The following is a 19,823-nucleotide window of genomic DNA, read 5'->3' as shown; positions in this document are numbered from 1 at the left end:
CTTTATAGTTAGTCTTCTTTAAAAATGATGACGCCATCTTCTCCGTCCACTTCTTGTAAATTTACGACAATACGCTCTGCTCCAGATGTTGGTACATTTTTACCAACATAATCAGCTCTTATCGGAAGCTCTCTATGTCCTCTATCAATAAGAACTGCAAGTTGAATTTGTGCAGGACGTCCTAAATCCATCAATGCATCTAGCGCTGCGCGTACTGTACGCCCCGTATAAAGTACATCATCGACTAAAATAATTTTTTGATTGACGATCACATAATCAATATCTACTTGCTCAACATGTGCCTGTTCATTATCATGCTTTGTCGTTAAATCATCTCGATAGAGGGTGATGTCAAGCTCCCCCGTACGGATTGGTTTGCCTTCAATTTTTTCAATTCGTTCTGCTAGGCGTTTTGCAAGAAAGGCACCTCGTGTTTTAATACCAACTAAAATACATTCGTCGATCCCTTTATTGCGTTCAATAATTTCGTGTGCAATGCGTGTTAACGCTCTTGCCATAGATGGGCCATCTAATAACTCATTTTGTGCCATGTAAGTTTCCTCCTCTCTTCTATCTATTGTTGGTCATGTGTCCATAAAAAAACCTCTCGAGGCGAATAGCCTGAGAGGGTTATATACGTGTTTAAATAGCATGTTAAAAAAATTTGCAGCACAAATTTTTTGCAACACTTTCACATGTACCTTCTCAGCCTCTCTGGACTGCCATTAAAGGTGAATATTTAGTTAAGTTGTTCATTCACTTTCGTTAGTATAGACCTTCTTTACCTATACGTCAATGCATATTTCGTAAATCATTTAATAATTGTTCATAATAAGCAGGAATTGGTGCTTCGAACTCCATATATTCGCCAGATGTAGGGTGATCGAATCCTAAAATTCCTGCATGTAATACTTGTCCATTAAAGTCTATTGTCTTTTTTGGTCCATATTTTGGATCACCAACAAGAGGGTAGCCAATATATTTCATATGCACGCGAATTTGATGAGTTCGTCCTGTTTCTAAACGACATTCCATAAGAGTGTATTCGCCAAAGCGTTCGATAACTTGGAAGTGAGTTACTGCATGCTTCCCTTTATCGACAACTGCTTGTTTTTGACGATCTTTTTGGTCGCGTCCAATCGGTGCATCAATCGTTCCTTTATCATGTGCAATATGCCCGTGAACGAGCGCCGTATATTTACGTGTTACTGTTTTATTGACTAGCTGATTCACTAACGATTCATGAGCAGCATCATTTTTAGCAACCATCAATAATCCTGATGTATCCTTATCAATACGATGCACAATTCCCGGACGCATAACGCCATTAATGCCTGATAAATCCTGACAATGATACATTAAGCCGTTTACAAGAGTACCTGTCATATGTCCAGGCGCTGGATGGACAACCATGCCCTTTGGTTTATTCACAACAAGGACATCTGCATCCTCATAAACAATATCAAGATCTAAGTTTTCAGGAATGACATCTAATGGCTCTGCTTCAGGTACATCGACTTCTACAATATCCCCTACTTTTACCTTATACTTCGCCTTGACAGTCTCTCCATTTACTTTGATAATACCATCAGTAATCCAATTACCAATTTGTGTACGCGACCACTCTGATTGCACACTCGAAAGTGCCTTATCAATGCGCTCTCCCTGTTGCTGTTCTTCCATTGTATATGTTACTTGCGTCATTGTTTCACCTGTTTCTTTCCTTTTTTATCTTCCATGATTATGCCAATCATTAATATTACTACCGCCATTGTTAAAGCTGCATCCGCAATATTGAAGATTGGGAAATCATAATTAATTACTGGAATTAATACATTTACAAAATCGACCACTTCACCTCTAAATATACGGTCAATAAAATTCCCTACAGCTCCCCCTAATAAAAGCATTAAGCCCACTTGAAAAATAGGTTTACCTTTAGCCTCTTTATGATAAAAATATAAGATGGCACAAATAACACCTATCGTAACAATGCTAAATAACCACATTTGGCCTTCTAACATTCCCCATGCTGCTCCTTTATTTCGATGAGACACTATCCCAAACCACGGCTCCCATACTGAAATTCGTTCACGAAACTCCATATTTTTCACAATTAGCCATTTCGTCCATTGATCTAAAAGAATCACGAATGCGGCCAATCCATAATATTTATACACAGACATTCCTCCGTTCGCTCAACATCTAACCTATTCTACCATAAGAGCCCATCTCAGAATAACTAATATAGCATGAAAATATGGATCATCACCATTTTGTGGGGTTGATTTTTTGCTCTGGCTCGTCTCTTTCCTGCGGATGTTTGTTGAGCTATCCGCCGCTTTGGCGGTTCTATCCACGATTTTGGTGGTTCTATCCATCATTTTGACTCTTCTTTCCGTCGCTCTGGCCTTTCTATCCGTCGTTTTGACTCTTCTTTCCGTCACTTTGGCATTTCTATCCGTCGTTTTGACTCTTCTTTCCGTCGCTCTGGTTTTCTTCCGTCATTCTGGCTCTTCTTTCCGTCGCTTCGGCTCTTCTTTCCGTCGCTCTGGTTTTCTTCCGTCACTTCGGCTCTTCTTTCCGTCACTCTGGTTTCAATCCGTCATTCTGGCTCTTCTTTCCGTCGCTTTGACATTTCTATCCGTCGTTCTGGCTCTTCTTTCCGTCACTCTGGTTTTCTTCCGTCACTTTAGCTCTTCTTCCCGTCGCTCTGGCATTTCTATCCGTCGTTCTGGCTCTTCTTTCCGTCACTTTGGTTTTCTTCCGTCACTTCGGCTCTTCTTTCCGTCACTTTGGCATTTCTATCCGTCGCTTCGGCTCTTCTTTCCGTCGCTCTGGTTTTCTTCCGTCACTTCGGCTCTTCTTTCCGTCGCTTCGACTCTTCTTTCCGTCACTTCGGCTCTTCTTTCCGTCGCTTCGACTCTTCTTTCCGTCGCTCTGATTTTCATCCGTCGCCTTGGCTCTTCTTTCCGTCGCTTTTGATCTGCTTTCCGTCGCCTCGACTCTTCTTTCCGTCGCTCTCGACCTTCAAAAAAACGCAAGCCCCCCATCATCAAGGAGACTTGCGTTATTAATTACATAGAATGCAGATTCTTATTTACGTGTTTATTTATGTTACGCGTAATACTTTTCTACAACTTCTGCACAACGCGCACACACTGTTGGTTGTGCTTCATTTGAACCGACTGTTTCAGAAATAGACCAGCAACGCTCACATTTTTCACCTGTTGCCTTTTCTACAACGATCGATGCATGTTCTAGAGCTAATGCATCTGCAGGTGCAGCTTCTATTGATGCTACTTCAAAGGCAGAAACAATTGATAGCTGTGCAAAATTGATGCTTGCATCATTTAATAATGCCGCCACATCTTCTTTTGCATAAACTGTCACTTTCGCTTCAAGTGATTTACCGATTGTTTTTGCATTACGAGCTTCCTCTAATGCTTTTAAAATATCATCACGAACATCAATAATTTTTACCCATTTCTCACGTAGACTTTCGAAGTTTTCATGTTCATCTACCTCTGGGAAGTCTGTTAATTGTACAGATACCTCTTCTACAACACCTTGAGCATGTAAGTAAGACCACATCTCGTCACTTGTATGAGGGATAATAGGTGACATTACTTTTACTAATGTCATTAATGTGTCATGAATGACCGTTTGCATCGCACGGCGGTCTTTGTTGTCATGACCTTCGATGTACACAACATCTTTTGCAATATCTAAATAGAATGAAGATAATTCTACGGCAACAAAGTTATTCACCGCATGATAAACAGCTGCGAAATCATAGCGATCATATGCAGCACGTACAGTTTTTAAAACATCCTGTAGGCGCATATAAACGTATTGATCCATTTCACGAAGGTCTTCATATGCTACACGATCTTTCGTGGCATCAAAATCAGCTACATTTCCGTGTAAGAAACGGAATGTGTTACGGATTTTTCGATAAACCTCTGAAACTTGCTTCAACATATCCATTGAGATACGAACGTCGGCTGTATAATCTACAGAAGCAACCCACAAACGAAGAATATCTGCTCCGTATTGATCCATAACCTTTTTCGGGATAATGACATTCCCTAAAGATTTACTCATCTTACGACCTTCACCATCTAGAACGAAACCATGTGTTAATAGTCCCTTATATGGTGCATAGCCATTAATAGCTACAGAAGTAATTAATGATGAGTTAAACCATCCACGGTGTTGGTCAGAGCCCTCTAAATATAGATCAGCTGGATATTTCATACCACGTTCTACTAGTACACCTTGGTGAGAAGAACCTGAGTCAAACCAAACGTCCATAATATCGTTTTCTTTTGTAAATTCGCCATTCGGGCTACTTGGATGTGTGAAGCCTTCAGGTAATAATTCTTTTGCTGTTTTTTGGAACCAAATATTTGACCCATGTTCACGGAATAATGCAGAGATATGGGCAATTGTTTCTGGTGTAATAATTGGCTCACCATTTTCAGCATAGAAAATTGGAATTGGCACACCCCATGCGCGCTGACGTGAAATTACCCAGTCTCCACGGTCACGAATCATATTATAAAGACGCGTTTCACCCCAAGCAGGTGTAAATGCTGTTGATTTTACAGCCCCTAATAACTCATCACGGAATGCATCTATTGACGCAAACCATTGTGGTGTTGCACGATAAATAACTGGTTTTTTCGTACGCCAGTCATGTGGATAAGAGTGTGTAAAGAAGTTAAGTTTTTCTAATGCGCCTACTTCTTTTAATTTTTCTGTGATTAATTTGTTTGCATCATTGTAGAATACACCTTCAAAACCAGGTGCTTCATCTGTATAGCAGCCGCTATTATCAACAGGGCTAAGAATTGGTAGACCATATTGCTTACTAATATGATAGTCATCTTCCCCGTGTCCTGGTGCTGTATGAACACAGCCAGTACCCGCCTCAGCAGTTACGTGCTCTCCAACCATTACAAGAGATTCACGGTCATAGAATGGATGCTGTGCAACAACTCGGTCTAATGCTTCACCTTTAACTTCTTGAACAACTTCATACGATTCCCATTCAAGTTCGTTAGCAACCGTTTCTAATAATTCTTTTGCAACGATGAATTTTTTATCGGCAACTGCCACTACAACATAGATAAATTCAGGATTTACAGAAATCCCTAAGTTTGCTGGAATTGTCCAAGGTGTTGTTGTCCAAATGATCATTTTAGCATCTGCTGGGACAACACCTTTAGCATCTTTAAGCGCAAAGCTTACATAAATAGAAGGCGATTTAATATCTTTATATTCAATCTCTGCTTCTGCCAGTGCAGATTCAGATGATGGAGACCAGTAAACTGGTTTTAAACCTTTATAAATATAGCCTTTTTCAGCCATCTTTCCGAATACTTCGATTTGACGTGCTTCAAATTCAGGCTTTAATGTAATATATGGATTTTCCCAATCACCACGAACACCTAAACGGCGGAATTGTGTACGTTGGTTGTCGATTTGCTCGTACGCATACTCTTCACATAATTTACGGAATTCAGCAACTGACATTTCTTTACGCTTAACACCTTTGTTCGTAAGTGCTTGCTCAATTGGTAAACCATGTGTATCCCAGCCTGGAATATAGTTTACGTGGTAGCCAGTCATAGAACGATGACGCGTAATCATATCTTTCAACACTTTATTTAAAGCGTGACCGATATGGATATCACCATTTGCATATGGAGGTCCATCGTGTAACACATATTCTGGACATCCTTCTGTACGTTCCATCTGTAATTTATTAATGTCCATTTCGTTCCATTTTTCTTGCATCTTCGGTTCATTTGCCGGTAAGTTTCCACGCATTGGGAAATCTGTTTTTGGCATTAATAAAGTATCTTTGTATTCAACCATTGTTCAATTCCTCCTTTATGTTTACAAACAAAAAACAAATGCACTTAGGCGCTCATACAATTACGACAGTTATTAGGCGTATCATTATAACGTGTGGTTGATTTCCGTTCCGGCTGGGCGCTTTGTTGTTGCTGTCGCTACGCTTTCGCACAGATAAAACAATTGCTGACGCTTCGCTTTCGCACAGATAAAACAATTGCTGACGCTTCGCTTTCGCACAGAGCAAAGCTTCCTGGGGGCGTCCGATGAGCCGCTTCGCTTCGCTGCAGGGTCTCGGGCCAACAGATGTTTTTTGCGCGAAAGCGTAGTGCTAACGTAGCGTCAGCAGCACGATGTTGGTCACGAAGGCGTTATCACAGGACGTGATGTTCTTAGCCTTCGTTCCTCTATCGCTAATCCCCAAGGAGTCGCCCAGCCTCCACTCCAATCAACTTATATACATGACATACGTTTTGTGAAATACCATCCTCAAGTTCTATTTATCGGCAAAATCAACACGTTTTAACAACGGAAGTATAAGTTACCTCCATTTGAACATAAAAAAGCCTCTCAATCCCTCAAAGGGACGAGAAGCTTATACTCGCGGTACCACCCTAATTGTAGCACAACATTGTACTACCACTTAAAGCACATTAACGTTGTGCATCACGAAATAACTTACTTCATTCAGTTATTTAGCTCAGAAGTGATGTTCATTGTTATTTGCATGTTTGGGCTCACACTATCCCCAAATCGCTTAACTACGCCTAACAAATACTGTCTTCGTCTTTGCCTGTTTGCATATGTGTTCAAAATAATTACTATTACCATAGTATATGAAAATCAAACAATCACGTCAAGCTTCACTTATTGCGTTCAAATGTCTAACAACAGCGTTTAAACTTGATCGGCTTCCTGTGCTTCTTCAACAGATGTTTGAATTTCAGTAAGGTCAATATCATATTGTAACAAATGGTCCCAATCGTCTGCATTTAGTAAATCAAGCTGTGCCTCTACAAGCATTTTAAAACGATTACGGAATACCTTTGATTGCTTTTTCAACTCATCAATTTCAATTGTCACTTTACGAGCCTTTGTTAATGCCTCATTGACAATACGATCAGCATTTTTTTCTGCTTCTTTTACAATGAGTTTAGCCTCTTTTTGAGAATTTCTTCGTACTTCATCAGCTGCTTCTTGTGCAACAACAATTGATTTTTGTAACGTTTCCTCTAAAGAGTTAAAATGTCTCGCTTGTTCTAAGGAAATTTCCAGTTGTCTGTCTACTTCTTTTTTTTCACGTAACAAAATCTCATAGTCTTTTATAATTTGATCTAAAAATTCATTTACTTCATCTTCAGCATAACCTCTGAAAGATTTAGTAAACTCCTTATTATGTATATCAATAGGTGATAATGGCATACGATCCTTCTCTCCTTTACATGTACATTCGTACTTTCTATTATACAATTGTTCCAACCACTTAGCAGTAAAAATTAATGAAATTTACTTGATTTTCAGCTTTTTTGGGTCAATCGACCGATTTGTAATCGAATTTTATCTTTTTTTGTACGGCCTTCAGTCATCATAATTTTTATTCGACCACTTCCACGTACAGATAAAATATCTCCTTCTTGTAATTCAAAGGCAACCGTATTCCGTTCAGTCCAATTGACACGTACCTTTTTACCTGTAATTAATGCTTGTGCCTTCTGGCGAGACGTTTTTAAAACCGTCGAGATAATTACATCCAAACGCATAGAAGAAACAGTATGAGACTCTTCTAACCACTCTTCCTCGTTTGGAAGCAGTGTCTCTGTCTCTTTAATCGATTCTACATGTACCTTTACTTTGCCGATGCCTGTTAAATGTAAGCGTACATATTCCGCTACCTCATTCGCTACTACAAATTGTACTAGTTGTTCATTCACACGAATATCACCGAATTTACCACGATTCAGTCCTAAAGATAATAATGCTCCAAGAACATCCGGATGTCGTAGTTGGACAAATTTCACAGGGTATTGAATCGTAAATACGGTAAGCTGAAAGTCTTCCTCCACAGGCTCATAATAAGTAGGATAAATCAGCATGCGCTGTCTTTCTGCATTATCAAAGAGTCCAGCATTAGCTGTTTTCAATGTATCATACTGTCCAATAATCGATGTAACAATAAAACGTTGCCGAGGATCTAGAAAATCAGTAAGCTTTGGAGCATATCGATCCTCTACCTCTTGCTGCCAGCTCACAACCTGTTCGATAAAAGGTTGTTCATCTTTTCTAAAATGCTGTATTAAATGCTCCATGTAACTTCACCTCTATTATCACTCTTTTATCTGTACAATTTCATTGGTATTTTATGGTTTTATATCAATATATATTGATTATCCTTTTTTAAACATACAAATTAATTAGTAGGCTTCTGATTTCCACTACGGGCTACTCGCTTTCCCGCGGGAGTCGAGTAGCCCTCCGCTACAATCAGTTAAAATGGGTATATATTTGCAAAATATCAACAAAAAATTTTTATATTTAATAATAGATGCAACGACACCCTTCACTCAAATCCACATTACGTTTAAACTAATGTCACTCCAACTTTTAGTGGATAAGTAAAAATATGCGTGATTATAGTAGGAATGCTTTCATACCAACAATACTTTTTAAATTTAGTATTGGTCCTTAAATTCAGTTGGATTTTCTTTAGTAATGCCAGAACACTAATCTATACTCATGCTTAGGAATTCTAGGAATCATGACTAAATTGTAAAGCAATCATTTAATGTATTATTCCCCATAAATAAAAAATCCCCACCGTTCGTGAGGATTTCTTTTATTAAAACATAAAGTATATTTTTTGAATAACAATAAAAAGCCCATTTTTAATAAAATTAAGCATAAAAATTGCCACAATTGGTGAAATGTCAATCATCCCAATTGGAGGGATGAATTTCCTGAAAATCCCCAAATAAGGCTCGCATACTTTTTTCAGGAAACGGCCAATTGCTGAATCTTGTACAGCAGGCACCCATGACATTAAAACATATCCAACTAACATATAAGAATACACGTTAAATGCTAATGATATATAACTTAGAATTATCCATAAATCCATATAAACTACAATCCTCGCTATTAATTATCGTCTAAAATAAAATTCGAAATTTCGCCAGACACTTCTACATTTTCAGGTGTGCATAGGAAAATGTCTTTACCAATTCTTTGAATATCACCGCCGAGTGCATAAACTGTGCCACTTAAAAAATCAATAATCCGTACACCTTGTTCTCGTTCAATTCGTTGTAAATTGACGATCGTTGCACGCCTATTTTTTAAATGTTCTGCAATGTCCTGCGCTTCGGCATAAACTCTAGGTTCAACTAATACAACTTTTGCACCTTTAGAATTCATTGCTGTCTGCAAACTGACAATATTGTTTGTAGGTGTTGTACTCTGCGGAAAAATTTCCTGAACCGATGCCTTTCGCTCCTTCATAACTTTTTTAGGTTTCACCGATTGAATCTGTTGCTGCTGTTGTACGGGTTGTTGCTGTTGAATAGGAGCTTGAGTGATTTCTTCTTCTATTTCTTCCTCAAGATAAAAGAAATTTTTAATTTTATTTTTCATGCTCATCCCGTTCCCCTCTTTCATTTCCAACAAGAGCCGTTCCAACTCGAACAAATGTAGCCCCTTCTTCTACCGCAATTTCAAAGTCATTAGACATGCCCATTGATAACTCGGTACAAGGTGCGTGTGCGAATCCTTGCTCGGCTATTTGCTGTTGACATTGTTTTAATTGCTTAAAAACAGAGCGAATAATTGTATCCTCATCTGTATTCGGTGCCATTGTCATTAAACCAACGACTTGAACTTTCGTAAAACTCTTTAATGATTCAATAAAAGGCAGGACTTCTTCAATTGATAAACCATGTTTTGACTCTTCGCCTGATACATTAACTTGTACAAAGCATTTGACAGGTTTGTCTGCTCTTTTTTCAATTTCTTGCGCTAAACTTAAACGATCTAATGAATGTAAATAATCAATACTGTTAATGACCTGTTTTACCTTACGAGTTTGTAAAGAACCGATATAATGCCAATGTACATCAGCTTGAATTGCTTCAGTTTTACGATTTAAGCCTTCAGGACGGTTCTCTCCTAAATGAATAAGGCCTGTATCAATTGCTTCTTGTGTTCTTTCTACAGAAACTTCTTTTGTCACTGCAATAATTTGAACTTTCTCTGCTTCACGATTTGCGCGCTTTGTTGCTGCTTGTATAAGATCATTAATTTTCTTCAAATTTGTTAAGATTTTAGTCACTGTTTTTCCCAACTTTACAACAATAGTTTCTTTTATTGTAACAAGCAATGCTTGAATTATCAATGAATAGCCTGACCTATGTGAAAGAACATTTTACTCTAACAAACGCTTTAAAATTGCTTAGATTTTAATAAGCATTAAAAATTTTGCCTTTAAGATAATGCTTTTACTAAAATGACATCCTTTCCAACTACAAGTACATCTTTCATATACACTTTCCTAACAGATTCTTCCCCGCGAAAAAGGCCAAGATATTTACGGGGTTCTGCAATCATAAAAGCCGTTACATAGCCTGTTTCTTTGGATACCTCTGCATCTACCACAAATCCTAAAAAGCGTCCGTTGCCTGCTTCAATAACTTCTTTTTGCTGTAACATCGAGAAACGCATTTTATCCCTCCTAAATCAATTACTCTCAACATCGTTTTTATCTCAACAAACTATGTTTTCTCTTTATATTTATGTGTTTATTGTTGTTTAAATGAAAATGAAATGATTAAGGAATCTCTCTTTGGCAAGATGAGGAGTTGATTTCCGTTCCAACTGGAGGCTTTCCAAGGGCGTCCGATGAGCCGCTTGGGCCAAAAGGATGTTGGTCACGAAGGCGTTATCACAGGACGTGATGCTCTTAGCCTCCGTTCCTCTATCTGTAGGGTCTCATCTGTGACGCTGATCCCTAAGGAGTCGCCCAGTCGGAACGTAGATCAACCAATTCACATGACATACGTTTTAACAAAATGACATCCCGACTTTTTAGTTTTATCGAAACACTTACAGGAATTATCGACCAACCTTTGATTTCTATCGACCAACTTTCACGTTTTATCACCCAACTTCTGAATTTTATCGACATCTACCTTCCAAAGAGCAAAAAAAGGATTCATACACAAAACTGTGTGTGAATCCTTTTACTTTATTATGTTACCCAGTCGGAACGTAAATCAACCCCTCGTTTTGCCGAAGAGCCCTACTTAATTTTATACCATCGACATAAATAAAATGCGCACCCTGAATTCGGATGCGCATTGTTTTTTACTTATAATCTTTCTGCATTGTTTCAATTGCATTTTTTTCTAGACGAGAAATTTGCGCTTGAGAAATCCCCAATTCTTTTGCAATTTCTGTTTGTGTCTCACCGTAATAAAAACGCTTTGCAACAATCATTTGTTGACGATCATCTAACTTTTGCAAACTTTCCTTTACCGACACGTAGGCAACCCATTGATCTTCAGATACATCATCATCACGTAATTGGTCCATCATATAAACAGCGTCTCCACCGTCTGAATAAATGGGCTCCTGTAAGGAAACAGGGTCTTGAATGGCATCTAAAGCAAATAAAACATCTTCCTTTTTCATGTCAATCATTTCAGCAATTTCTTCAATCGTTGGTTCTCGTAAATTATCTGTTATCCATTGCTCTTTTGCCTGCATCGCCTTATACGCAATATCTCTTAGAGAACGAGAAACACGTAATGCATGATGATCACGCAGATGGCGACGAATTTCACCAATGATCATCGGTACAGCGTATGTTGAAAATCGTACATTATGCTTCAAATCGAAATGATCAATGGCTTTCATGAGGCCAATACAGCCTACCTGAAATAAATCATCTGCCTGCTCACCCCTGTAGGCAAATCTACCGACAATACTAAGCACTAACCTTAAATTGCACATTACAAGCTCTTCCCTAATCTCAGTTTCTCCAGCTTGTAAACGAATGAATAGTTCCTTCATTTCCTCGTGCTTTAATATTGGCAAAGTCGATGTATCTAAGCCGCAAAGATCTACTTTTGTTCGCATATTCGATTCCTCCGGATGTTATTCTCTGACTAAACCGTTACATCAGTTTGTCCGAGAGAAACAAGAATATGCACAAAAGATACGACCAATTTTAGGTAGGTTAAATTTCCCTCTCTAAGATATTGGCTGATTCAAATTTTCACGTAAATCTTGAATAATTTTCTTCTCTAATCGGGAAATATATGATTGCGAAATACCTAAATGATCAGCAACTTCTTTTTGAGTCATTTCAATTTTTCCATTGAGACCGAAACGACATTCCATAATATATCTTTCACGCGCGCCTAGTAAATTAATGGCATGAAACATATGTTGACGCTCAATTTTCTTCTCTACATTGTCTAAAATAATATGCTCTTCCGTTCCTAAAATATCAGACAATAACAATTCATTTCCATCAGCATCGGAGTTTAATGGTTCATCCAATGAAACTTCACCCTTCATGCGACTTGTTTTACGTAAATGCATCAAAATCTCATTTTCAATACAACGTGATGCGTATGTGGCAAGTTTAATATTTTTATCAGTATTGAACGTTTCAATCGCCTTAATTAAACCGATAGAGCCAATACTTATTAAATCCTCAATCGGCGTTCCCGTATTATCAAAACGTCTAGCAATATAAACAACAAGACGTAAATTACGTTCAATTAGTGTATCTCTAGCTCGTAAATCACCATTCATAAAGGATGCAATGACTGTAACTTCTTCTTCTCGACTTAATGGCACTGGCAATGAATCATTTCCCCCTATATAGTACGTTTCACGACTCCGAAACTTACTCCAAAATTTTTTCAAGCTAGCAAGTAGCCTAAGAAGCAATAGTTCTCCCCCTCTATGAGTTATTTGAAAGCGCTGAAAAATGTAAAATTGCTGCTGTGCTATGTGGAAAATTTTTAGCCTTTTTTGTTAAAACGATATATTCATTCGTTTTCACTTGTGAGTGCTCCCCCTTTATATGCCACTCATCAAAGCGGAAACCTAGTACAACCGATTGCTGTTGCACTGTATTGACATGAATAAATCGAATATAACGCTGATAATCTTCTGAAAACATGGATACATTATACGGATCAGTTTCTTGCCATTCTAACAATGATTTGCAAAATGCTACTGGTAGATGTGGGCGTAAAGCTGCATAAGAGACAAAGTGAACAGGTTTTCCTGATAGTGGCTCAATCGCTTGATTCCCCGTATCTACAAATGCAGAGAGTGGTATCTTTACATCAAAGATTTTTAACGTCGTAGCAAACACAAACTGACCACTTAACCGCTCAAGCTTTACAAACCCCCATTGTTTATAAAAAGCAACAAGATTACCAACAGCTAATAGTAGGCAAATGATTATAAAATGGACAACAGAAAGATTCTTTAAATACGGTTGTAACGCTGTTAATAATCCACCAATAATGATTGTTGCTGTTAAAACGATTGGTCCTTGTTTTTGAAAGCTTCGAATCTTGAAGCGAAAAGCTATCCCGATTAGTAAGATAAAGCTCAGTACCGTCGTCAACAGCATTTGACCACCTATTACAGCTACAAAACTACTACAAATAGAACTCATTAATAATCTCGTGTTCTTTACAAAAACCCCTGTTACTTTCGCTGTAAACTTGAGTATCGCTAGATTAAAAAGTGTATTAATGAGCACCAGCCATTCTCCATACATAACAGCCGCCTCCTACTTACAAAGTTAGCATGTTAGACCCACAAATATTGTCAAACAATCGCATCATTTCATAAAAATGTTTTGACAAAATACATCCTTTCCTTACACATTTGAACATAATTAATTTTTAAAACACTGAAAATAGTCAAAGAAATTTCTATGAAAGTTGTAGCGCTTTAAATGGGGATAGGAATCCTTTTTTGCTCTATTGAAGGTGGATGTCGATAAAAATTAAAAGTTGGGTGATAAAACGTGAAGTTGGTCGATAAAATCTAAAAGTTGGGTGATAAAACGTGAAAGTTGGTCGATAATTCCTGAAAGTGTTCCGATAAAACTAAAAAGTTGGATGTCATTTTAAAACGTATGTCATGTGAATTGGTTGATTGGCGTGGAGACTGAGCGACTTCTAGGGGATCAGCGTCACAAATGAGACCCTGGAGCGACGCTTTCGTGACCAACACCCTGCCACTGCCGCTACGCTTTCGCGCAAAAATCATTTGTTGCCCCAAACGGCTCATCGGACGCCCCCAGGAAGCTTTGCTCTGCGCGAAAGCGAAGCGTCAGCAACAAATGTTTTATCTGTAGCGAAAGCAAAGCGTCAGCAACAAATGTTTTATCTGTGCGAAAGCGAAGCGTCAGCAACAAAGCGCTCAGTCGAAGCGGAAATCAACCCCTCATTTTGCAGAAAAGCCATACTTTATTTAATAGGACCACTTAATTTCATTTACATATTAACAACATAAAAAAGCTCGTATTTCACATAATGTAAAATACGAGCTTTTTAAAGTTCGGATGCTGACTTATCCGCGATTTTTACGATTGCGTAAAAATGCTGGTACTTCAAGCGTGTCATCCTGTACATAATTTTGTTGATTTTGACGTGGTTGTTCTTGCTGTACATGTACATCTTGACGTTGCTCACGAATCGGAGCTTGCTGTTGCTGTACAGCTTGTCTATTTGTATTTAACGTCGGTCGTGAAGTATTACGCTGTTGTTGTAAAGCTTCCTCTGAGAAACCAGTCGCAATTACTGTCACAATAATTTCATCTTTAAGATTTTCGTTAATAACAGAACCGAAAATCATATTTACTTCTTCATCTGATGCTGATGCTACAATATCTGCAGCCTCTTGTACTTCAAATAAGCTAAGATTTGAGCCACCAGTAATATTCATAAGGACACCTTTAGCGCCATCAATTGATGATTCAAGTAAAGGACTTGAAATAGCTTTCTTAGCTGCTTCTGCAGCACGGTTTTCACCTGTAGCAATACCAATACCCATTAACGCTGAACCTTTATTAGACATAATTGTTTTTACGTCTGCAAAGTCTAAGTTAATAAGACCTGGCGTTGCAATTAAATCTGAAATACCTTGTACACCTTGTCGTAAAACATTATCTGCTTCACGGAATGCCTCTAGCATTGGTGTAGATTTATCGACAATTTGTAATAACTTGTCGTTCGGAATAACGATTAAAGTATCAACAGACTCCTTCATGCCACCAATACCACCGATAGCTTGTGTTTGTCGTTTGCGACCTTCAAACGTAAATGGACGCGTTACAACACCGACTGTAAGAGCTCCTAAATCGCGAGCAATTTGTGCGATTACTGGCGCGGCACCAGTACCAGTTCCTCCGCCCATCCCAGCTGTAACGAATACCATATCTGCACCACTTAGAACTTCTTCTAATTGTTCACGGCTCTCTTCTGCAGCTTTTTTCCCTACTTCAGGATTTGCACCTGCACCTAATCCACGTGTAAGTTTCGTACCAATTTGTAGCTTTATTTCTGCCTTCGATAAATTTAACGCCTGTGCATCTGTGTTTACTGCGATAAAGTCAACACCTTGTACACCATGTTCTATCATTCGATTGACAGCGTTGTTACCGCCGCCACCAACACCAATGACTTTTATTACTGCAAGTTGATCAACACTTGTATCAAATTCTAACATTTCTTTTTCCTCCCACGGTAACTCGACTCTGTATCATTCATTACGCATTCAAGTTAATCAAAAAACTTATCAAATAATTTTTTTGCTCTTCCGATTACGCTTCCTTTTGGTTCTGAAGGTGCAGCATATTCTTGCTTTTTAGGTGTGGCTGCAGGAGATCCTACAACTGCATATTCAATAGGCTGCGTATTAGTACCTTTTCCATAAAAATCATCTTCTAAATAGGCGTAACGAATAAGTCCAACTGCCGTCGTAAATGAAGGCTCTCTAACGCCAATATAGTCAGGTGTGTATATTCTAACACGAGTTTGTAGAATCTGACGTGCCAGTTGAGCAATACCATCAAGCTTTGCAACGCCCCCGGTCAAAACAACACCGCCTGGTAAATCTCTAACACCTAGACGAGCTAACTCGTCGATAACTAACTCAAATAATTCTTCCAATCGAGCGCCAATAATTTCTGATATAAAGCGCTGGCTGTACTGATCTGTTGAATCTGTCCCTACAACCGGTACTTCGAATAGTTCATCATCTGATGCGTCATCATAATAGGCATGTCCAAATTGATGTTTAATTTGTTCTGCCTGTTCTGTTGGTGTTTTTAAGACGATCGAAATATCTTTCGTGATATGATCGCCACCAACAGGAATGACACCCGTATGTGTTAACAGTCCCTCTTCGAATACTGTGATAGTAGTTGAACCGCCTCCTAAATCAATGAAAGCGGTACCTTGGTTTTTTTCATCCTCCGATAATGCAAAAAACCCTGCTGCTAATGGTTGCAAATATATTTCTCGAATACTTAGGCCTGCACGTTCTACACAACGTAGAACATTGTGTAAAAGTGTTTTTGAGGTAGTAATCATTGTGGCATCCATTTCTAAACGAATGCCAATCATACCTCGTGGATCTTTAATCTCATCTAAATTATCCACAATAAACTGTCTTGGAATAATATTCACTAATTCACGTTCAGGAGGTATTGACATGACTTGTGCAGATTCTACCACTCTATCTAAATCATCATCTGTAATTTCTCTATTTTCACTATTTACAGCAACTACACCTTTAACTAGCTGTAACATCGTCTGGTTAGCAGGAACACCTAGAACGACTTCATTAATTTGATATCCTGTCATTCGTTCAGCTTGATCTATTGCTTTTCGAATTGATTGAACTGTTGCATCAATATCAACAATTGCACCTTTTCGAACACCATTCGATTTTACATTCCCGACCCCAATTACATGTAATTGACCGTCGCTCATTTCACCTATTAATACCTTGATAGAGGAAGATCCTATATCAAGAGAAATATATAAATCTTGCTGATTCAATTCGCTGCACCTCCTCGAAAAAATGCTCTTATTCTCATTCTATTGTAAATTCAGCATAATGTCTAAGCAAATCGAGTATTTTGCTCAATTTTTCTCTCATTCTATGGAATTTTTGTTCCTTTTGTGACGTTTCTCATCTAACCGAGTTAGTAAAATACGCCTAATTATTGCTATATTCTGGAACAAACGTACCCCAAAAGCGAAAATAGCAGCTAAATACAAATCTATCCCTAAATACACACCTAAAAAGGCTAATCCCGCTGCCAGAATTATATTAAAAAAGAATCCTGATACAAATACTTTATCGTCATATACTTGTTGCAATTGAGCACGAATACCGCCAAATAATGTATCTAAAGCTGCTAAAACAGCTATTGACAGATAATTTTCATATATAGAGGGTATTTGTATATTTGTTAACAAGCCAAGGGCAAGTCCAAATATCAAACCTAAAAATGGTAGCCACATATATTATTCTCCTTTTTTCACCTCTGTTAAATAATCATTTGTCAATGGCTGATCAAATGCTGGGATTGTTAAATGCTCAGTTGGTTCCTCTATTATTAAATTAAAGTTATCCAAATAAAAGGAATCAATAAATGTGGAAGCCTGTAAAGAGTTGTACATTTTTTGAGCTTCCTTAAATGTGCTTGTCCCAACATAAATTTCAAAGGGTGGTGCGGAAAGTGGTACACTGTTCACTGTAGTCTTTCCATTTATATCTCGAATGGCTGTTGTCTGGACAACTCGATTTCCATCTATCGAGACACTCGCTGCATTGTTTTTAAACAGAGCATTTAGTAATTGGGTTAGTAAATCAGGTGAAATTTCTTTGATTTCATATCCCATTTCTACTAATTCGGGCGCTGGTTCAACACGAAGTACAACTCCGGGCCCTGTGACCTCCGTTAACCCGGCCTGTAGCTTTAAACGATTCAGCGTTTCATTCAATGCTGATTGTAAATTTGTTTTCTCAGATTGCTCATAGCGACCCACTACTTCATTAAGTGAACGAATTTCTGCTAATAATGTGGAATGCCTTTGCTTTTCTTCTGCTAATTCCTCTCTTATGGCCCAAATATCTCGTGTATCTCGCTCAGCTGGTTGCTTTATGGTATTGTATTGTACCGCTATCATCAAACCGATAATAAATAGCACGATCGTTATTCGGGTATACATATTTTTTTTCAAAATAGCCCCTCCTAGACGTATCGTAACCCTTCACAGATTTACGCCTTAGATCTTGAATTATGCAAAATACTTGTTAAAGTCTATAACCAAATTGGAGGCTATAACTAAATTTAATCTGTAACTATTGACTAGAAAAATCGTTTAACTTTCTACTTTTACTTTTGGCATCGTAAGCTTTTGTTCTTCTTCTACTGATACAACAATATTGTCATTTAATAATTGATCCACTACACCACCATTTAAGTTTAAGGAAGCTATGAATGTTGCTGAATTTCCTACAGCCTCGATAACGAATGGAGCTGGATGTTGCTTGCCATCAATCGTAATGACTGGTCCATTACAGTGTATATAAGAATTCGCCAAAACACGTTGACCATTAATAGCAATTGCTTGTGCACCAGAAATTTTAAGCTCATTGAGCAATTTAAAAATATGGCTTTCATGCACGATATAATCATTAGGATTGGCAGATTTCGGATCGTAATCACCATCTTGAAGCGTTACACGTACCCCTTTTCCTTCTGAATTTAAATCGCCTAACAACAAGCGTAAATCCTCTGCCTCTTCAACAAGCTTTGTATAATCCTTTTTGCTAGCGACGAATGATTTTTCATACTTACGAATTTTTTCCTGCAAAGCATTCGTCTCTTCTGATAGTTCTTTATTGCGCTCTTGCTGTGCAATTAACTCCTCACGATAAGAATCCTCTTGCTCTAAAAGCTCTGGATTGGTCGAACTTGCGTCTCGATTATCTTTTGCCTGGTTGTAGGAATAGCCAATGATAAACCCCATAGTCACACAAACAATAAGCAATTGAATTTGTTTTCTTGAAAAGAAATTTTCTTTGCTATTCTTTTTTTTGTTGTTCATCTTTTTCCACTTCCTGGTTGGCCGCATCTTTATCTATCTCAATAGCTGCTTGGTTGTACTCATTATTGAAAGGACGATAATACGAGCCGACCTCTAAATCGATAACCCCTTTCTCCAAATTAGAAATTTGTGCCACAAGCGAAGGGTAATGATTTAGCTTTTCTGCTAATGTTTGAATAACCGCTCGAACTTCATAGCCATCGTTCATATAGAGCTTGATTGCATTAGGGTTTGAATTATTGCTATTAGTATTGACTTGAGAAATTAGTGTTAATACTTCTGGATTTAATTGTGCTAACTGCTTTACAAGTTTCTTAATTGTCTTTTCGCCAGTTATGCCGATAAATACAGGTGCATCAATCGGAATTTCATCTCCAGCTTGATCAAAGCGCTTGCCATTTTCGAGCAATGGATAATAAGTACCGTCACCAGCTAAGTACGCAACCTTTTTCCATTCTTTAATGTCTATTGCCACGCCTTGAAGCCAATTACGTTTAACATGTGCTTCTTTCACCCATTTATCCTTTAGTAATAATTTCTCTACCTCTTCTTCTTTAAATCCCCACATTGACTTCCCAGTTGCAAGAGTACTTGTCTTCAAATAATACTGTTCTTCTACTAATCGAGCGCCGTTGACTGTAATATTGTTGATTCTACTGTAAGGAGATTGAAAATAAAGGAGTACTGCTAACACGATAAAGAAAAGTAATATTAGCACTATAAATTTCCGATTTGTACGCTTTTTTCGTCGCTGTTTTAGCGTAGGTATGCGATCTTCTATATCAATTACTTTCTCCAAAAAGTACT

General features: G+C 38.1%; 25 protein-coding genes and 1 other annotated feature. Of the genes, 2 read left to right on the top strand and 23 right to left on the bottom strand.

Annotated elements, in window-relative coordinates; translation table 11 throughout:
• Positions 1–8 precede the first annotated feature (8 nt).
• The 14 genes from pyrR to ACFCYJ_RS19215 form a co-directional block, all read right to left on the bottom strand.
• Positions 9–551, bottom strand: coding sequence for a bifunctional pyr operon transcriptional regulator/uracil phosphoribosyltransferase PyrR (pyrR, locus tag ACFCYJ_RS19280; RefSeq protein WP_376075936.1), 543 nt, complete (start codon positions 549–551; stop codon positions 9–11).
• A 241-nt stretch (positions 552–792) separates the two neighbouring features.
• Positions 793–1,704 carry an RluA family pseudouridine synthase gene (locus ACFCYJ_RS19275; protein ID WP_376075934.1) on the bottom strand — a complete coding sequence of 304 codons (912 nt, stop codon included), beginning with the start codon at positions 1,702–1,704 and terminating at the stop codon, positions 793–795.
• Positions 1,701–2,180 carry a signal peptidase II gene (gene lspA / locus ACFCYJ_RS19270; protein WP_376075932.1) on the bottom strand — a complete coding sequence of 160 codons (480 nt, stop codon included), beginning with the start codon at positions 2,178–2,180 and terminating at the stop codon, positions 1,701–1,703. The genes ACFCYJ_RS19275 and lspA overlap by 4 nt, the downstream gene beginning before the upstream one ends.
• A gap of 30 nt (positions 2,181–2,210) precedes the next feature.
• Positions 2,211–2,447, bottom strand: a complete 237-nt coding sequence (locus tag ACFCYJ_RS19265; protein ID WP_376075930.1) for a hypothetical protein — start codon at positions 2,445–2,447, stop codon at positions 2,211–2,213.
• Positions 2,444–2,590, bottom strand: a complete 147-nt coding sequence (locus ACFCYJ_RS19260; RefSeq protein ID WP_376075929.1) for a hypothetical protein — start codon at positions 2,588–2,590, stop codon at positions 2,444–2,446. Before ACFCYJ_RS19260 ends, ACFCYJ_RS19265 begins: the two co-directional genes overlap by 4 nt.
• Before the next feature lie 214 nt (positions 2,591–2,804).
• Positions 2,805–3,044, bottom strand: coding sequence for a hypothetical protein (locus ACFCYJ_RS19255; RefSeq protein WP_376075927.1), 240 nt, complete (start codon positions 3,042–3,044; stop codon positions 2,805–2,807).
• A 73-nt stretch (positions 3,045–3,117) separates the two neighbouring features.
• Positions 3,118–5,886, bottom strand: a complete 2,769-nt coding sequence (gene ileS / locus ACFCYJ_RS19250; RefSeq protein ID WP_376075925.1) for an isoleucine--tRNA ligase — start codon at positions 5,884–5,886, stop codon at positions 3,118–3,120.
• Between the two features lie 84 nt (positions 5,887–5,970).
• Positions 5,971–6,105 (bottom strand): hypothetical protein, encoded by a 135-nt coding sequence (locus ACFCYJ_RS19245; RefSeq protein WP_376075924.1) that lies wholly within the window; start codon positions 6,103–6,105, stop codon positions 5,971–5,973.
• Between the two features lie 339 nt (positions 6,106–6,444).
• Positions 6,445–6,664 (bottom strand) — a binding site (T-box leader).
• 98 nt (positions 6,665–6,762) lie between these two features.
• Complete coding sequence (locus tag ACFCYJ_RS19240; RefSeq protein WP_376075923.1) at positions 6,763–7,287, bottom strand: DivIVA domain-containing protein; 525 nt, start codon at positions 7,285–7,287, stop codon at positions 6,763–6,765.
• Positions 7,288–7,382: 95 nt separating this feature from the next.
• Entirely contained in the window at positions 7,383–8,171 is a 789-nt protein-coding gene (locus tag ACFCYJ_RS19235; RefSeq protein WP_376075922.1) for a YlmH family RNA-binding protein, read from the bottom strand.
• A 530-nt stretch (positions 8,172–8,701) separates the two neighbouring features.
• Positions 8,702–8,980 carry a YggT family protein gene (locus ACFCYJ_RS19230; protein WP_376075920.1) on the bottom strand — a complete coding sequence of 93 codons (279 nt, stop codon included), beginning with the start codon at positions 8,978–8,980 and terminating at the stop codon, positions 8,702–8,704.
• A gap of 20 nt (positions 8,981–9,000) precedes the next feature.
• Entirely contained in the window at positions 9,001–9,498 is a 498-nt protein-coding gene (locus ACFCYJ_RS19225) for a cell division protein SepF (RefSeq protein ID WP_376075919.1), read from the bottom strand.
• Positions 9,482–10,198: a YggS family pyridoxal phosphate-dependent enzyme gene (locus ACFCYJ_RS19220; protein WP_376075917.1), complete on the bottom strand. Its 717-nt coding sequence runs from the start codon at positions 10,196–10,198 to the stop codon at positions 9,482–9,484. The genes ACFCYJ_RS19225 and ACFCYJ_RS19220 overlap by 17 nt, the downstream gene beginning before the upstream one ends.
• A 140-nt stretch (positions 10,199–10,338) precedes the next feature.
• Positions 10,339–10,575, bottom strand: coding sequence for a PRC-barrel domain-containing protein (locus ACFCYJ_RS19215; RefSeq protein WP_053594630.1), 237 nt, complete (start codon positions 10,573–10,575; stop codon positions 10,339–10,341).
• Between the two features lie 177 nt (positions 10,576–10,752).
• Here ACFCYJ_RS19215 and ACFCYJ_RS19210 point away from each other — a divergent pair, with 177 nt between their 5' ends.
• Positions 10,753–10,926 carry a hypothetical protein gene (locus tag ACFCYJ_RS19210; protein WP_376075915.1) on the top strand — a complete coding sequence of 58 codons (174 nt, stop codon included), beginning with the start codon at positions 10,753–10,755 and terminating at the stop codon, positions 10,924–10,926.
• 291 nt (positions 10,927–11,217) lie between these two features.
• On the opposite strand, the gene sigG is transcribed toward ACFCYJ_RS19210, so the two are convergent.
• The 3 genes from sigG to ACFCYJ_RS19195 all read right to left on the bottom strand — a co-directional run bounded on the left by sigG (position 11,218) and on the right by ACFCYJ_RS19195 (position 13,660).
• The gene (gene sigG, locus ACFCYJ_RS19205; RefSeq protein WP_049668350.1) at positions 11,218–11,991 is read right to left on the bottom strand and encodes an RNA polymerase sporulation sigma factor SigG; all 774 of its coding nucleotides are present in this window, start codon (positions 11,989–11,991) and stop codon (positions 11,218–11,220) included.
• A 114-nt stretch (positions 11,992–12,105) separates the two neighbouring features.
• Positions 12,106–12,813 carry an RNA polymerase sporulation sigma factor SigE gene (gene sigE / locus ACFCYJ_RS19200; protein WP_049668349.1) on the bottom strand — a complete coding sequence of 236 codons (708 nt, stop codon included), beginning with the start codon at positions 12,811–12,813 and terminating at the stop codon, positions 12,106–12,108.
• A gap of 13 nt (positions 12,814–12,826) precedes the next feature.
• Positions 12,827–13,660: a sigma-E processing peptidase SpoIIGA gene (locus tag ACFCYJ_RS19195; protein ID WP_370045607.1), complete on the bottom strand. Its 834-nt coding sequence runs from the start codon at positions 13,658–13,660 to the stop codon at positions 12,827–12,829.
• Positions 13,661–14,157: 497 nt separating this feature from the next.
• Here ACFCYJ_RS19195 and ACFCYJ_RS19190 point away from each other — a divergent pair, with 497 nt between their 5' ends.
• Entirely contained in the window at positions 14,158–14,403 is a 246-nt protein-coding gene (locus tag ACFCYJ_RS19190; protein ID WP_376075913.1) for a hypothetical protein, read from the top strand.
• Between the two features lie 57 nt (positions 14,404–14,460).
• On the opposite strand, the gene ftsZ is transcribed toward ACFCYJ_RS19190, so the two are convergent.
• The 6 genes from ftsZ to ACFCYJ_RS19160 form a co-directional block, all read right to left on the bottom strand.
• Positions 14,461–15,618, bottom strand: a complete 1,158-nt coding sequence (gene ftsZ / locus ACFCYJ_RS19185) for a cell division protein FtsZ (RefSeq protein WP_376075911.1) — start codon at positions 15,616–15,618, stop codon at positions 14,461–14,463.
• Positions 15,619–15,671: 53 nt separating this feature from the next.
• Positions 15,672–16,955: a cell division protein FtsA gene (gene ftsA, locus ACFCYJ_RS19180; RefSeq protein ID WP_376075909.1), complete on the bottom strand. Its 1,284-nt coding sequence runs from the start codon at positions 16,953–16,955 to the stop codon at positions 15,672–15,674.
• A 96-nt stretch (positions 16,956–17,051) separates the two neighbouring features.
• Positions 17,052–17,423, bottom strand: coding sequence for a small basic family protein (locus ACFCYJ_RS19175; RefSeq protein ID WP_323645284.1), 372 nt, complete (start codon positions 17,421–17,423; stop codon positions 17,052–17,054).
• 3 nt (positions 17,424–17,426) lie between these two features.
• Positions 17,427–18,146 (bottom strand): DUF881 domain-containing protein, encoded by a 720-nt coding sequence (locus ACFCYJ_RS19170; RefSeq protein ID WP_376075908.1) that lies wholly within the window; start codon positions 18,144–18,146, stop codon positions 17,427–17,429.
• Between the two features lie 141 nt (positions 18,147–18,287).
• Entirely contained in the window at positions 18,288–19,016 is a 729-nt protein-coding gene (locus ACFCYJ_RS19165; protein WP_376075906.1) for a DUF881 domain-containing protein, read from the bottom strand.
• A complete protein-coding gene (locus ACFCYJ_RS19160) occupies positions 18,994–19,815 on the bottom strand; it encodes a cell division protein FtsQ/DivIB (RefSeq protein ID WP_376075904.1) in 822 nt (273 codons plus the stop codon). The genes ACFCYJ_RS19165 and ACFCYJ_RS19160 overlap by 23 nt, the downstream gene beginning before the upstream one ends.
• Between the last annotated feature and the right edge of the window lie 8 nt (positions 19,816–19,823).

The sequence above is a fragment of the Lysinibacillus sp. NPDC056232 genome (genome assembly GCF_042267565.1).
Lineage (GTDB): Bacteria > Bacillota > Bacilli > Bacillales_A > Planococcaceae > Lysinibacillus.
This window is presented reverse-complemented; position numbering and strand designations above follow the sequence as displayed.